This is a genomic window from Rathayibacter sp. VKM Ac-2759, from assembly GCF_009834225.1.
In the GTDB taxonomy this organism is placed as follows: domain Bacteria; phylum Actinomycetota; class Actinomycetes; order Actinomycetales; family Microbacteriaceae; genus Rathayibacter.
Genome location: NZ_CP047176.1, coordinates 1,992,191 through 2,007,294, shown reverse-complemented (window position 1 = coordinate 2,007,294; position 15,104 = coordinate 1,992,191). Strand labels below are relative to the sequence as shown.

Genomic DNA, 15,104 nt, shown 5'->3' with positions numbered 1-15,104 from the left:
GGCATTTCGCTGTGCGCGTAGGTACCCCGCGGAACTGGACGTCGTGCGCGCTGCCGCGTCGCGACAGGGGAGAGGCCGTCCGAAAGTAAACTGGAGGAATGGCCTCTTCCGATTACTCCGCTCGGCACCTCTCCGTTCTCGAGGGTCTCGAGGCGGTCCGGAAGCGCCCGGGCATGTACATCGGCTCGACCGACTCCCGCGGTCTGATGCACTGCCTGTGGGAGGTCATCGACAACTCCGTCGACGAGGCCCTGGCCGGGCACGGCTCCGAGATCAGCGTCGTCCTGCACTCCGACGACAGCGTCGAGGTCCGGGACCGTGCGCGAGGCATCCCCGTCGACATCGAGCCGAAGACCGGGCTCACGGGCGTCGAGGTCGTCTTCACCAAGCTGCACGCCGGCGGCAAGTTCGGCTCGGGCTCGTACGCCGCCTCGGGCGGACTGCACGGCGTCGGCGCGTCCGTGGTCAACGCCCTGTCCGAGCGGCTCGACGTCGAGGTCGACCGGGACGGCCGCACCTACCGGATGTCGTTCCACCGCGGAGAGCCCGGCCGCTTCGCCGACACGGGCGAGCCGACTCCGGATGCGCCGTTCACTCCCTTCGAGAACGGCTCCGAGCTCGACATCGTCGGCAAGGTGAAGAAGGGCGTCACCGGAACGCGCGTGCGGTACTGGGCCGACCGCCAGATCTTCACCCGGGGCGCGGCGTTCCAGACCGACGATCTCGTCACCCGCGCCCGCCAGACCGCGTTCCTCGTCCCCGGGCTCACGATCGACATCGTCGACGACCGCGAGGCCGAGCGCCGCGCCGAGATGTTCCGCTACGACGGCGGGATCTCGGAGTTCGTCGAGTTCCTCGCTCCGGACGCGGCGGTCACCGACGTCCTGCGGCTCACCGGGACGGGCTCCTTCACCGAGACCGTCCCCGTCCTCACGCCCGGCGGCGCGATGGTGCCGACAGAGGTGGAGCGCTCCTGCGAGGTCGACATCGCCCTGCGCTGGGGCACCGGGTACGAGACGGTCGTGCGCAGCTTCGTGAACATCATCTCGACGCCCAAGGGAGGCACGCACCAGAACGGCTTCGAGCAGGGACTGCTCAAGCTGCTGCGCTCGCAGGTCGAGGCCAACGCCCGGCGCCTGAAGGTCGGCTCCGACAAGCTCGAGAAGGACGACGTCCTCGCCGGTCTCACCGCCGTGCTGACGGTGCGCCTCCCCGAGCCGCAGTTCGAGGGGCAGACGAAGGAGGTGCTCGGCACACCGGCCGTGCGCGCGATCGTCGCGCAGACGATCACCTCGACGCTCGGCGCGATCTTCTCCTCGACGAAGCGCGAGGACAAGGCGCAGATGTCGCAGCTGCTCGAGAAGCTCGTCACCGAGATGAAGTCGAGGATCTCGGCCCGCGCCCACAAGGAGACCCAGCGGCGCAAGAACGCGCTCGAGTCCTCCTCCCTGCCCGCGAAGCTCGTCGACTGCCGCAGCAACGACGTGGAGAACAGCGAGCTCTTCATCGTCGAGGGCGACTCCGCCCTCGGCACGGCCAAGAGCGCTCGGAACAGCGAGTACCAGGCGCTGCTGCCCATCCGCGGCAAGATCCTGAACGTGCAGAAGGCGAGCATCGCCGACATGCTCTCGAACGCCGAGTGCGCGTCGATGATCCAGGTCATCGGAGCGGGGTCCGGCCGCTCGTTCGACCTCGCGGCGGCGCGCTACGGCAAGATCATCCTGATGAGCGACGCCGATGTCGACGGTGCGCACATCCGCACCCTCCTCCTGACCCTCTTCTTCCGCTACATGCGGCCGCTGGTCGAGGCCGGACGGGTCTTCGCCGCCGTGCCGCCGCTGCACCGCGTCGTCGTGATGAACGCGGGCAAGAAGCCGAACGAGACGATCTACACCTACTCCGAGAAGGAGCTCCAGAGCGTGCTGGCCGCGCTCGCCAAGGCGGGGCGCCGGTACCAGGACCCGATCCAGCGCTACAAGGGCCTCGGCGAGATGGATGCGGACCAGCTCGCGACCACGACGATGGACCGCTCGCGTCGGACGCTCCGGCGGGTCAGGGTCGCCGACGCCGAGAACGCCGGCCGCGTGTTCGAGCTCCTGATGGGCAACGACGTCGCGCCGCGCAAGGAGTTCATCGTCCGCGGCTCCGAGACCCTGTCGCGGGACCGCATCGACGTCTGACCCGCCGCCCGCACGGCCGACGGGTCAGATCAGCTCGGGAGCGGCTCCGATGCTCGCGATCGGCGCCGCGAGCGGCACTCCGGAGGCGTCGCGCTTCATGCCCGACTCGGGCAGGGCGGCGACCGAGCCGTCGGCCTCGAGAGCGTGCGCCGGCGCGGGGCCGACCCACGCGACTCCGAGAGCCGTCTCGCCCTTGAGGAACCGCTGCGCCCGGACGCCGCCGGTGGCGCGCCCCTTCGCCGGGAACTCGGAGAAGGCGGACACCTTGGCGCTGCCGGTGTCCGTGCCCGTGAGCGCCCAGCTGTCGACGGCGACGGTCGCGACGACCGCCTCCTCGCGCTCGTCCTCGGTCACCACGGCGAAGTGGACGACCTCGTCGGTCTCGCCGAGCTTCACGCCCGCCATCCCCGCCGCGGTCCGTCCCTGCGGGCGCACGGAGGAGGCGGAGAAGCGCAGGAGCTGCGCCTCGCCGGTGACGAAGACCAGCTCGTCCTCATCGCCCGCGAGTGCGGCTCCGACGACCGCGTCCTTCGGGCGCAGCGCGATCAGCTCGAGGTCCGGCTTCACCGGCAGATCGGAGAGGGACACCCGCTTCACGACACCCTGCAGAGTGCCGAGGGCGATCGGCCGCGGGTCGTCGAACGCCACGAGGGCGAGCACCCGCTCGTCCTTCGCGAGACCGGGGAGGTAGTCGGCCATCCGGACGCCGGCGCCGAGCTGCACCGAGGTCGACGGCACCGAGGGCACGTCGACGGGGGAGAACCGCAGCAGCCGGCCCGCCGTCGTGACGGCGCCGATCTCGGTCCGCGTCGTGGTGTCGATCATGCTGAGCACGGCGTCGTGCTTGCTCCGGCGGGTGGCGCGCTCGGGGTGCGGCGCCGCCTCCGGATCGCGGTCGACCCGGACCATGCGCCCGGTCGTGCTGAGGTGGACCCGGCTCGGGACGTCGGCGATCTCGAGGACCGCGGCGGCGGCCTTGCGGCCGGTGGTCGCGATCGAGGGCCGGGCCTCGGTGAGGAGGGTCCGCCGCGGGGTGCCCAGACGCTGCGCGACGTCGTCGAGCTCGTCCGAGACCAGCGCGTCGATCCGGGCTCGGCTCGCGAGCAGCGCCTCGAGCTCGGCGATCTCGGCGAGGAGGGTGTCGCGCTCGGCCTCGAGCTCGATCCGGGAGAACTTCGTCAGGCGGCGCAGCTGCAGCTCGAGGATGTAGTCGGCCTGGACGACGCTCAGGTCGAACACCTCGATCAACCGGGCGCGCGCGGACGCCGTGTCGTCGCTCCCGCGGATCAGCTGGATGACCTCGTCGATGTCGAGGATCGCGATCAGCAGGCCCTCCACGAGGTGCAGGCGCTCCTGGCGCTTGCGGAGGCGGTAGCGGGACCGGCGCGTCACGACCTGCACGCGGTGCCCCACGTAGACCTGCAGCAGCTCCTTGAGCCCGAGGGTGCGTGGTCCGCCGTCGACGAGCGCGACGTTGTTGATCGCGAAGGTGTCCTCGAGGGGCGTGTAGCGGTAGAGCTGCTCGAGCACCGCCTCCGGGCTGAAGCCGGTCTTGATGCCGATCACCAGGCGGAGTCCGTTGTCGCGGTCCGTGAGATCGGTGACGTCCGAGATGCCGCTCAGCTTCTTGTTCTGGACGCCGTCCTTGATCTTGTCGATCACCTTCTCGGTGCCGACGAGATAGGGGAGCTCGGTGACCACGAGTCCGGACTTGCGGGCCGTGATGCTCTCGACCGAGACCCGGGCGCGGGTCTTGAAGCTGCCGCGACCGGTCGCGTAGGCGTCGCGGACCCCGGCGAGGCCGACGATCGTGCCTCCGCTCGGGAAGTCGGGGCCGGGCACGAACGACATCAGGTCGTCGAGGGAGGCGTCGGGGTGCGCGATCAGGTGCCGGGCCGCGCCGATCACCTCGACCAGGTTGTGCGGCGCCATGTTGGTGGCCATGCCGACCGCGATGCCGCTCGCTCCGTTGACGAGGAGGTTCGGGAACGCGGCCGGGAGCACCTCGGGCTGCGTGAACTGGTTGTCGTAGTTCGGGATGAAGTCGACGACGTCCTCGCCGAGATGCTCCGTCATCGCCAGCGCCGCCGGTGCGAGACGCGCCTCGGTGTAGCGCGCGGCGGCCGGTCCGTCGTCGAGCGAGCCGAAGTTGCCGTGCCCGTCGACGAGCGGCACCCGGAGGGTGAAGGGCTGCGCGAGCCGCACCAGGGAGTCGTAGATGGAGGCGTCGCCGTGCGGGTGCAGCTTGCCCATCACCTCGCCGACGACGCGGGCCGACTTCACGTGGCCGTGGTCGGGGCGCAGGCCCATCTCGCTCATCATGTAGAGGATCCGGCGCTGCACGGGCTTGAGGCCGTCGCGGGCGTCGGGCAGCGCGCGGGAGTAGATGACGGAGTAGGCGTACTCGAGGAACGAGCCCTCCATCTCGGACGAGACGTCGACGTCCTCGATGCGCTCGGTGAGGGAGGATCCGGAGGAGGGGGCTGCAGCGTTCATGACTCACTTCGGTGGCGGGCGCGGGGCGACGGAGTCTCCCGGCGCGCGGTGCCGGGGCGTTCGCGGGTGGGCCGCGCCGGTGCGATGGACGGACCGCGCCACGAGCCGGGCGGGGATGGTCGGCGCCGATCCCGGACCGCTCGGCCCGCGAGGCGCACCCCGCTGGCGGGGACGCCGTGCGAAACTGGGCGCGATGACCCACATGCTACCGGTCGCCCCCGCCGGGCGGCGGAGCCTCGCCGACGTCCTGCCCGCGGCCCTCGACGCCGTCCTCGGTCGCCCCGGCCTCTTCGGCGCCTCCCGCATCGAGCGGATCGTCGTCGTCCTCGTCGACGGGCTCGGAGCCTCGAGCCTGCGCCAGCGCGCCGGCCACGCCCGCACGCTCGCCCCCGCGCTGACGAAGGCGAGCACCCTCGCCTCCGGCTTCCCGACGACCACCGCGTCGGCTCTGGCCAGCCTCACCACGGGGCTCCGGCCGGGGGAGCACGGGATGGTCGGCTACCGCGTCCTCGACCGCGCCTCCGACCGGCTCGTCAACCAGCTGTCGGGGTGGGACGACCGCATGCTCCCCGAGCAGTGGCAGCCGCACCCGACGGTGTTCGAGCGGGCCCGCGACGAGGGAGTGCGCGCGAGCGTCGTCGGGCCCTCGCGCTACGCCCAGTCGGGTCTCACCCGAGCCATCCTGCGCGGCGCGGACTACCGCCCGGCCCAGAGCGTCGCGGAGCGGTTCGCGTCCGCCCGCGCCCTGCTCGACGAGGGCGGACGGCAGCTCGTGTACCTCTACGTCCCCGAGCTCGACATGACGGCCCACGCCCGCGGCTGGGAGTCGCCGGAGTGGACGGCAGCGCTCGAGTCGGTCGATGGTGAGATCTCGTCGTTCACCCGCGGCCTCTCCGGTCGCGAGGCCGCGCTGGTCACGGCCGACCACGGTGTGCTCGACGTCCCCGCCTCCTCGCACGTGCTGGTCGAGCGAGGGCCGCTCCTCGAGGGCGTGCGGCATCTGGCGGGCGAGCCCCGCTGCCTGCAGCTGCACCTCGAAGAGGGTGCCGACGTCGACGCCGTCGCGGCGCGCTGGACCGAGGCGGAGGGCGCGCGGGCGTGGATCGCCACCCGCGCCCAGATCGCCGCGAGCGGCTGGTTCGGAGACGTGGGCGAGGCCGCGGCCGAGCGGATGGGGGACGTCTTCGTCGCCGCGCGGAAGGCGATCGCGTACTACGACGCCGCCGACTCCTCCGGACGGTCCATGATCGGCCAGCACGGCTCGCTCACTCCCGAGGAGATCCAGGTGCCCCTGATCGGCTTCGGAGCCCTCTCGGGAGTCTGAGCCACCGCTCAGTCGTCGCTGCGGGCTCCGAAGACGATCTCGTCCCAGCTCGGCATCGCCGCTCGTCCCTTGCGGAGGGAGGAGGAGCGGAGCCCGGCCGCCGGGTGGTCGTTCGCCGGTGCGGCGGGCCGCTCGGGCTCGGGAGCCCGCTCGGCGACGGGCTCCTCCTGCTTCGGCTCCTCGCGGACGCGGATCGACGAGGCGTGGTCGCGCTCGCCCCGGCGACGACGGAGGGCGTCGAGGAGATCGGCGGTGTCGTTGAGGTTGCGCTCGCGCTGCTCGGTCGTGCTCGAGACGGGACGCGGCAGCGTCGAGACCGGGCGCGGAGCGTCCGAGAGGGCCGGCTGCGGCTCCGTGTCGGACGGGCGGGTCGCGGCCGGGCGGGCGTGCTGCCGGACGACGGACGGCCGGGCGGCGGGCTGCTCGGCGCGCTGCGCCTCCGGTGCCGGCTTCGCGAACGAGTCGGTGTCGAAGCGGGTCGCCAGCTCGTCGACCGCGGCGGGGATGACCGCGCGCAGCCTCGGGATGAGGGTGGGACGGATCTCGCCCTGCTGGGACAGGGTGGTCGCCTCGGGAGTGATCGGCGAGAGGACGGCCTTCTTGGGGTCGAAGCGCCAGCGGGCGTCGTGATCGATCTCGTCGGAGCGGAAGAGGAGCTTGACGACCCAGCCCTCCTCCTCCTTCCAGCTCGACCACTGCTCACCGTCGGCCCCGAGTGCCGCGAGGCGCTCGCGGATGACGTCGCCGAAGGGCGTGCCCTCCTCGAGGGGATCGGGGTCGGCGCTCGTGTAGACGCGGACCGAGAGCGCGGACGCGACGATGTGCTCGCGCTCGGCCGTGACGGGACCCTCGAAGCGCTCGACGTAGTCGAGGGACGCGCCGGTCAGCTCGGCGACCTCGTCGGCCGAGAGTCCTGCGCGGATGTGGGCCTGGATCTCGCGAGGCGAGACGCGCTTCTCGCGCGGCGGCAGGGAGTGGACGCGGGGGCGGAGCTGGCTCTGCAGCGTCTCGTCGATCCGCACCGAGAACCGTTCGCCGCCGTCGGAGACGAGGACGAGCGATCCGCTCTCGACGCCGATCACCTTCAGTTCCATCATCGTGCGGGACCTCCTTCTGGACGCGATCGCCGCAAGGATGACACGCCTGGTGCCCGATGCCCGGGAATACCCCGGGCGGGTCGGAAGTTGGGGCGGATGGACGGCGCCGCTCACCCTTCGGGGCAGGCGCGCCGACCCTTGCCGAGGCGGCCCCGAGGAGCCTGTCAAGAGCGCTTCGATGCGGTTTGCGAATCGATACGTCTTGATGCACACTGACCCCGCCGATTTATTGAACAGCTGAATAAGAAGTGGAATGGGAATGGCTACGGACTACGACGCCCCCCGCAAGACCGATGACGACTCCGAGTCGATCGAGGCCCTGAAGGAGCGAGTCCCCGACAAGATGTCCGGAAGCGTCGACGTCGATGATGCCGACAACCCGGGCGGGTTCGAACTGCCCGGCGCCGATCTCTCCGACCTCGATCTGGATGTCGTGGTGCTCCCGCCCCAGGCGGACGAGTTCACGTGCGTGAGCTGCTTCCTCGTGAAGCACCGCTCGCAGATCGACCACGAGGAGAAGCTCGGACCGATCTGCCTGGAGTGCGCCGCCTAGGCCTCTCCTCGCTCCGACGAACGACCGCTCCGTCGCCGTGATCCCTGGATCGCGGCGACGATGTCGTTGGGGCGACGACTCGACAGCAGCCAGTACGGAGTCGGGTCGGCCGGGTCCTCGATGGGGACCCGCACCACGTCCTTGATCCAGCCGCGGATCACCAGGAAGGCCCGGGCGTCGAGCTTCGGGCCGCGCTGCGCGAAAGCCCGATCGCCGGTGTGCGCCGTCGGCTCGCCGACCAGCTCGAGCGGGATGTGGGCCCGCCCCGCCCGCAGCTCGCCGTCGACGACCTCGATCGTGGGCGACAGCGTCAGCAGCGAGACCACGCATCCGGCGTAGAGGACGGCCGCCACGAGAACGCCGACGACGAAGTCGATCGGCGCGAACACCAGGATGCTGGCGGGGATGACGAGGGCTGTGGAGACGAAGAGCCAGGGCGCGGGCCACAGCCTCTCTCGGTAGGGCGGTTCCATGTCCCTATTGCATCAGACAACTGGTCTAGCCTCGTCACGTGAATCAATCCGTCGACGTCCCGATCCGGGCGGAGTCGCTGCCCTCGTACGCGCACCCGGGTGACGCCGGTGCCGACCTCCGCTCCACCGAGGACGTCGTCCTCGCTCCCGGCGAGCGCGCGAGCGTGGGCACCGGAGTCGCCATCGCCCTGCCCGACGGCCACGTCGGCTTCGTCGTGCCGCGCAGCGGTCTCGCCTTCAAGCACGGCCTGACGATCGTGAACGCGCCGGGCACCATCGACGCCGGCTACCGCGGCGAGATCCGCGTCGCGCTGCTGAACACCGACACCCGCGAGAGCTACCGCATCACCGCGGGCGACAGGATCGCCCAGCTCGTCGTCGTGCCGGTCGTCCGCGCCCGCTTCGTCGCCGTCGACGAGCTGCCCGACTCCGTCCGGGGAACGGGCGGATTCGGCTCGACCGGGTACGCCGTCGATCCCGAGACGGCCCGAACCCCCAAGGAGAACGCATGAGCGACATCCAGCCCGTCGACGCGGCCGCCGAGCTCGTCGAGCAGGACTTCGAGAAGTCGGCGCCCGCCGACCGCGCCGAGGCCGGCCCCCTCGACGAGCGCGAGGCCAACCCGGTGCGCCCCTACATCGACCTCGGCGGCGTGAAGGTCCTCCCGCGGGAGGGCATGCACATCCGCCTCGAGGTCGAGGAGGGGACCAAGCGCGTCATCGCCGTCGGTCTCGACTACGCCGGTTCGACCCTGCAGGTGCAGCCCTTCGCGGCTCCCCGCTCGTCCGGTCTGTGGCACGAGATCCGCGGACAGATCGCGGATCAGATCGCCAAGCAGGGCGGCACCACCACCGAGCGCGAGGGCGCCTTCGGCCCCGAGCTGGTGGCCGAGCTGCCGATCGCGGGCGGTCAGACCCGCGTCGCGCGCTTCGTCGGAGTCGACGGCCCCCGCTGGTTCCTCCGCGGTGTGATCGCCGGAGCCGGAGCGGTCGACGAGCAGGCCGCCGCCTCGGTGGAGGAGCTCTTCCGGAGCGTCGTCGTCGTCCGGGGCACGGGGCCGATGCCGCCTCGCGACCTCATCCCGCTCAAGGTCCCGACCGGCGGCCAGACCCAGCAGAGCGCGAGCTGACCGGCATGGAGCCGCGCCGCCCGGACGAGCAGGAGCCGGGGGAGAGCCGCCCGGAGGTGGCGGACGCGATCACCCAGGCGGCGAAGCGATCGGGTCTGGGCGCCCTCGCGGACGGCGAGCCGTTCGACGGCCGCGCGCTGCTGCGCACCATGGGCGGTGTGCGCGGCATCCTCGAGGCCGTCGTGCCCGGTGTCGCCTTCGTCCTCCTCTTCACCGTCACGGGGGAGCTCGTCCTCTCGCTGGTCGCCTCCGTCGGCATGGCCGTGCTGTTCACGGTGGCGCGGATCCTCGGGCGCACCCCGGTGATCCAGGCCGTCGGGGGGCTGCTCGGGGTCGTGGTCTCCGCGGCGCTGGCCCTGCTGACCGGACGCGCCGTCGACAACTTCGTGCCGGGGCTCATCACCAACCTCGCCTACGGGCTCGTGTTCCTCGTCTCGGTCCTCGTGCGCTGGCCGCTCATCGGCGTCGCGGCGGGGTACCTGATGGGGGACGGCACCGCCTGGCGCGACGACCGGCGCAAGCGCCGCCTCTTCTCGGTGCTGACCCTCGCCTGGGCCGGACTCTTCCTCCTGCGCCTGGCGGTGCAGTACCCGCTCTTCCTCGCGGAGGACACGACGGCGCTCGGCACCTGGAAGCTCATCCTCGGACTGCCCCTCTACGCACCGCTCCTGGTGCTGACGGTGCTCGCCGTCCGCGCCGAGTACCGCGCCGCCGCAGAGGGGCCCGATGCCGGGGCCGACGCGGAACGTGCGTAGAATTGTCTCGACGTCGAGATAAATAGCGCCCGCCCGCCCCGGTCCGTCCGGCGCGGATCCGCCGGTGCGACGACGTCTCGGTGTTAGGTCCTCCTTGGTGGCAGCCCGCTGTGCGCGGTCGCCAAGATGGACACGGATATGTGGGTCCGCCCGTCGGCGGAGCCACGTCAGCGAAGGAGAGGGCGACGTGTCCGCGGTAGACAGCTTTGGATCGAAAGACACTCTGACGGTCGGTTCGACCGACTACGAGGTGTTCCGCATCGACCGGGTCCCCGGTCACGAGAAGCTCCCGTTCAGCCTGAAGGTGCTGCTCGAGAACCTGCTCCGCACGGAGGACGGCGCGAACATCACCGCCGACCACATCCGCGCCCTCGGCGAGTGGGTCCCGGAGTCGGAGCCCGACACCGAGATCCAGTTCACGCCCGCGCGCGTCGTGATGCAGGACTTCACCGGCGTGCCGTGCATCGTCGACCTCGCGACCATGCGCGAGGCGGTGGCCGCCCTCGGCGGCGACGCGAACAAGATCAACCCGCTCGCACCGGCCGAGATGGTCATCGACCACTCCGTCATCGCCGACCTGTTCGGGACCGAGGACGCCCTCGAGCGCAACGTCGAGCTCGAGTACGAGCGCAACGGCGAGCGCTACCAGTTCCTGCGCTGGGGCCAGACCGCGTTCGACGACTTCAAGGTCGTCCCGCCGGGAACCGGCATCGTCCACCAGGTCAACATCGAGTACCTCGCCCGCGTCACGATGACGCGCGAGGTCGGCGGCGCGCTCCGCGCCTACCCCGACACCTGCGTCGGCACCGACTCGCACACCACGATGGTCAACGGCCTGGGCGTGCTGGGCTGGGGCGTCGGCGGCATCGAGGCCGAGGCGGCCATGCTCGGCCAGCCCGTGTCGATGCTCATCCCGAAGGTCGTGGGCTTCAAGCTCGCGGGAGCGATCCCGGCCGGCGTCACCGCGACCGACGTCGTCCTCACCATCACCGAGATGCTCCGCAAGCACGGAGTCGTCGGCAAGTTCGTCGAGTTCTACGGAGCCGGCGTCGCCCAGGTCCCGCTCGCGAACCGCGCCACCATCGGCAACATGAGCCCCGAGTTCGGCTCCACCGCGGCGATGTTCCCCATCGACGACGTCACCCTCGACTACCTGCGCCTCACCGGCCGCAGCGACGAGCAGATCGCCCTCGTCGAGCAGTACTCGAAGCTGCAGAAGCTCTGGCACGACGCCGACGTCGAGCCCGTGTTCAGCGAGTACCTCGAGCTCGACCTCAGTACCGTCGTCCCCTCGATCGCCGGCCCGAAGCGCCCTCAGGACCGCATCGAGCTGACCTCGGCGAAGACCCAGTTCGAGGCCGACCTCAACAACTACGCCGACGTCTCGCACGACATCGTCGACCTGACGATCTCGGAGTCGTTCCCCGCCTCGGACCCGGGCGAGCTCCAGCCGCAGGACGCGCACAGCACGCACGAGCACGTGCACCGCTCGCACGCTCCGTCGACGGCGTCGAAGCCGACCACGGTCGAGCTCGGCGACAAGGGCGAGACCTTCACGATCGACCACGGAGCGGTCGCCATCGCGGCGATCACCTCGTGCACCAACACGTCGAACCCCTCGGTCATGCTCGCGGCAGGCCTGCTCGCCCGCAACGCGGCGCAGAAGGGCCTGAAGGCCAAGCCGTGGGTTAAGACCACCCTCGCGCCCGGCTCGAAGGTCGTCACCGACTACTACGAGAAGGCGGGACTCACCGAGTCGCTCGAGGCCCTCGGCTTCTACACCGTCGGCTACGGCTGCACCACCTGCATCGGCAACTCCGGCCCGCTGCTCGACGAGATCTCGGCCGCGGTGCAGGACAACGACCTCGCCGTCACCGCGGTGCTCTCGGGCAACCGCAACTTCGAGGGCCGCATCAATCCCGACGTGAAGATGAACTACCTGGCGAGCCCGCCGCTGGTCATCGCCTACGCGCTCGCCGGATCGATGAACTTCGACTTCGAGGTCGACGCTCTCGGCACCGACGGCGACGGCAACGACGTGTTCCTCAAGGACATCTGGCCGGACGCCGCCGAGGTGCAGGCCACGATCGACTCGTCGATCGACAAGTCGATGTTCGACACCCAGTACGCCGGGGTGTTCGACGGCGACGAGCGCTGGCGCGCACTGCAGACCCCCGAAGGCTCCATCTTCGAGTGGGACCCGAAGTCGACCTACGTGCGGAAGCCCCCGTACTTCGACGGCATGACGATGGAGACGACCCCGGTCACCGACATCTCGGACGCCCGCGTGCTCGCCAAGCTCGGCGACTCCGTGACGACCGACCACATCAGCCCGGCGGGCTCGATCAAGGGCGACAGCCCGGGAGGTCAGTACCTCGCCGAGCACGGCGTGGACCGCAAGGACTACAACTCCTACGGCTCGCGTCGCGGCAACCACGAGGTGATGATCCGCGGCACGTTCGCGAACATCCGCCTCAAGAACCAGCTGCTCGACGGCGTGGAGGGCGGCTACACCCGCGACTTCACTCAGCCCGATGCGCCGCAGTCGTTCATCTACGACGCCTCGCAGAACTACCAGGCCGAGGGCACTCCGCTGGTCATCCTCGGCGGCAAGGAGTACGGCTCCGGGTCCTCGCGCGACTGGGCGGCGAAGGGCACGAGCCTCCTCGGCGTCAAGGCGGTCATCGTCGAGAGCTTCGAGCGCATCCACCGCTCGAACCTGATCGGCATGGGCGTCGTCCCGCTGCAGTTCCCGGCCGGCGAGACCTGGGCCTCGCTCGGTCTCGACGGCACCGAGTCGATCAGCATCTCGGGCATCGAGGCGCTGAACGAGGGCGTCACGCCCAAGACGGTGCACGTCACCGCCGTGCCGACCGCGCACTCGGCCGAGGGCAAGCAGCCGATCGAGTTCGACGCCGTGGTGCGCATCGACACGCCCGGCGAGGCCGACTACTACCGCAACGGCGGCATCCTGCAGTACGTCCTGCGGTCGCTCGTCTAGCGTCGGAGCAAGGTGTGCGCCTCCCCGCAAGGGGGAGGCGCACACGCGTTCCCGGGGGCCTCCGTGCGTAGACTCGGGAGACCTCCACTCCCCATCACTCGACCCGGAAGGCGGCGCGAATGGCTGTTCTCGAGACCATCGGCGGCCCGCGCGACCTCGATCGCCTGACCACGGCCGAGCTCGAGACACTGGCGCAGGAGATCCGCGACTTCCTGGTGCGGGAGGTCTCGAAGACCGGCGGCCACCTCGGGCCGAACCTGGGCGTCGTCGAGACGACGATCGCGATCCACCGCGTCTTCGACTCGCCCCGCGACTCGATCATCTTCGACACCGGGCACCAGTCATACGTGCACAAGCTGCTGACCGGGCGGCAGGACTTCTCGAAGCTGCGCCAGCGCGGCGGCCTCGCCGGCTACCCGCAGCGCTCGGAGTCGCCGCACGACATCGTCGAGAGCTCGCACGCCTCGAGCTCGCTCTCGTGGGCCGACGGCATCTCGCGCGCCTTCACGATGACCGGGCAGACCGATCGGCACGTCGTCGCGGTCGTGGGCGACGGCGCCCTGACCGGCGGCATGACCTGGGAGGCGCTGAACAACATCAGCGACGACAACTCCCGCGGCCTCGTCATCGTGGTGAACGACAACGGCCGCTCCTACGCCCCGACCATCGGCGGCATGGCGCGGTTCCTCAACGGAGTGCGCACCCGCCGCAGCTACCGCACCCTGCACCGCGGATCGCGCGCGGTCTCGGAGCGCCTCGGCGGGCCCGCCGCCGCCGTCTACCGCGGCATGCGCGGCGGCATGCACGGGTTCCTCAGCCGCTTCATCAACAACGAGGCGCTGTACTCCAACCTGGACATCAAGTACCTCGGCCCGATCGACGGTCACGACGTGACCGCGATGGAGGAGGCGCTCCAGCAGGCCAAGGACTACGGCTCGCCGGTCATCGTCCACGCGATCACCCAGAAGGGCAAGGGCTTCGGCCCGGCCGTCCAGGACCTCGCCGATCAGTTCCACGCCGTCGGGCAGATCGACCCCGAGACCGGCGAGCCGCTGAGTGCGGGCGGCGCCCGCTCGTGGACCTCGGTCTTCGCCGACGAGATCGTGACGCTCGCCGACGAGGATCCGACGATCGTCGGCATCACCGCGGCGATGCTCCGCCCCGTGGGGCTCGACCGCCTCGCCGAGAAGTACCCCGACCGCGTCTTCGACGTCGGCATCGCCGAGCAGCACGCGGTGACCTCGGCCGCGGGCCTCGCCTTCGGCGGTCTGCACCCCGTCGTCGCGCTGTACGCGACGTTCGTCAACCGCGCCTTCGATCAGATCCTGATGGACGTCGCGCTCCACCGCGCCGGCGTCACGTTCGTCCTCGACCGCGCCGGCGTCACGGGCCCCGACGGGCCGAGTCACCACGGCATGTGGGATCTCGCGATCCTGCAGGTGGTGCCGAACATCCGGCTGGCCGCACCGCGCGACTCGGTGCGCCTGCGCGAGGAGCTGCGGGAAGCGGTCGGCGTGACCGACGCCCCGACCGTGGTGCGCTTCTCGAAGGGCAACGTCGGAGACGAGATCGATGCGCTCGAGCGCCTCGACGACGGCGTGGACGTGCTGTCGCGCGCCGAGCGCCAGGACGTGCTGATCGTCACCGTCGGACCGATGGCGACGATGGGCCTCGATGTCGCCCGCCGCCTGGCGGCGCAGGGGATCGGCGCGACCGTGGTCGATCCGCGCTGGGTCGTGCCGGTGCCGGCGAGCATCATCGAGCTCGCACGCGACCACCGAATCGTCGTCTCGATCGAGGACGGCGTGCGGGTCGGCGGCATCGGGACGCGGATCCGCCAGGATCTGCGCGAGGCCGGAGTCGACACCGCCGTCACCGAGCTCGGGCTGCCCGACCAGTTCCTCGACCACGCGAAGCGCGAGGAGATCCTCGAGGACGTCGGCCTCACTCCGCAGCACATCGCGCGCGATGTCGTGGCGCAGGTGCTCGGCAGCAAGATCCCCGTGGCTCGTCCGCTGCCCGACGAGGTCGCGGCCCACGACGACGCCCGGAGCGACTGACCCCGCGCGGCGTCAAGTCCGCCCCGGACTCCCCGT

The 15,104-nt window shown here is 70.9% G+C and carries 11 protein-coding genes; 8 read left to right on the top strand and 3 right to left on the bottom strand.

Annotated features, from left to right (window positions below; all coding sequences use genetic code 11):
- Positions 1-98: 98 nt before the first annotated feature.
- Positions 99-2,180: a DNA topoisomerase IV subunit B gene (locus tag GSU68_RS09195; protein ID WP_159907493.1), complete on the top strand. Its 2,082-nt coding sequence runs from the start codon at positions 99-101 to the stop codon at positions 2,178-2,180.
- 24 nt (positions 2,181-2,204) lie between these two features.
- Here the strand turns inward: GSU68_RS09195 and GSU68_RS09190 are convergent, their stop codons facing one another.
- On the bottom strand, positions 2,205-4,676 hold the full coding sequence (locus GSU68_RS09190; RefSeq protein ID WP_159907490.1) for a DNA topoisomerase (ATP-hydrolyzing): 2,472 nt from the start codon (positions 4,674-4,676) through the stop codon (positions 2,205-2,207).
- Between the two features lie 193 nt (positions 4,677-4,869).
- Between GSU68_RS09190 and GSU68_RS09185 the strand changes: the two genes are divergently transcribed.
- Complete coding sequence (locus GSU68_RS09185; RefSeq protein WP_244259225.1) at positions 4,870-6,000, top strand: nucleotide pyrophosphatase/phosphodiesterase family protein; 1,131 nt, start codon at positions 4,870-4,872, stop codon at positions 5,998-6,000.
- A gap of 8 nt (positions 6,001-6,008) precedes the next feature.
- On the opposite strand, the gene sepH is transcribed toward GSU68_RS09185, so the two are convergent.
- The gene (gene sepH, locus GSU68_RS09180) at positions 6,009-7,097 is read right to left on the bottom strand and encodes a septation protein SepH (RefSeq protein ID WP_159907487.1); all 1,089 of its coding nucleotides are present in this window, start codon (positions 7,095-7,097) and stop codon (positions 6,009-6,011) included.
- Positions 7,098-7,356: 259 nt separating this feature from the next.
- Here sepH and GSU68_RS09175 point away from each other — a divergent pair, with 259 nt between their 5' ends.
- Positions 7,357-7,650: a DUF4193 domain-containing protein gene (locus tag GSU68_RS09175; protein ID WP_056043739.1), complete on the top strand. Its 294-nt coding sequence runs from the start codon at positions 7,357-7,359 to the stop codon at positions 7,648-7,650.
- Here GSU68_RS09175 and GSU68_RS09170 read toward each other — a convergent pair.
- Positions 7,647-8,123 carry a DUF3093 domain-containing protein gene (locus GSU68_RS09170; protein WP_159907484.1) on the bottom strand — a complete coding sequence of 159 codons (477 nt, stop codon included), beginning with the start codon at positions 8,121-8,123 and terminating at the stop codon, positions 7,647-7,649. The two genes, GSU68_RS09175 and GSU68_RS09170, sit on opposite strands and share 4 nt — an antisense overlap.
- A 38-nt stretch (positions 8,124-8,161) precedes the next feature.
- Here GSU68_RS09170 and dut point away from each other — a divergent pair, with 38 nt between their 5' ends.
- From dut to dxs, 5 genes are all read left to right on the top strand, one after another.
- On the top strand, positions 8,162-8,635 hold the full coding sequence (gene dut / locus GSU68_RS09165; protein ID WP_159907482.1) for a dUTP diphosphatase: 474 nt from the start codon (positions 8,162-8,164) through the stop codon (positions 8,633-8,635).
- On the top strand, positions 8,632-9,252 hold the full coding sequence (locus tag GSU68_RS09160) for a DUF3710 domain-containing protein (RefSeq protein WP_159907479.1): 621 nt from the start codon (positions 8,632-8,634) through the stop codon (positions 9,250-9,252). The genes dut and GSU68_RS09160 overlap by 4 nt, the downstream gene beginning before the upstream one ends.
- Before the next feature lie 5 nt (positions 9,253-9,257).
- Complete coding sequence (locus GSU68_RS09155; RefSeq protein ID WP_159907476.1) at positions 9,258-10,007, top strand: DUF3159 domain-containing protein; 750 nt, start codon at positions 9,258-9,260, stop codon at positions 10,005-10,007.
- Positions 10,008-10,194: 187 nt separating this feature from the next.
- On the top strand, positions 10,195-13,008 hold the full coding sequence (gene acnA / locus GSU68_RS09150) for an aconitate hydratase AcnA (protein WP_159907474.1): 2,814 nt from the start codon (positions 10,195-10,197) through the stop codon (positions 13,006-13,008).
- A 119-nt stretch (positions 13,009-13,127) separates the two neighbouring features.
- Positions 13,128-15,068, top strand: coding sequence for a 1-deoxy-D-xylulose-5-phosphate synthase (gene dxs / locus GSU68_RS09145; RefSeq protein WP_159907472.1), 1,941 nt, complete (start codon positions 13,128-13,130; stop codon positions 15,066-15,068).
- Positions 15,069-15,104: the final 36 nt, after the last annotated feature.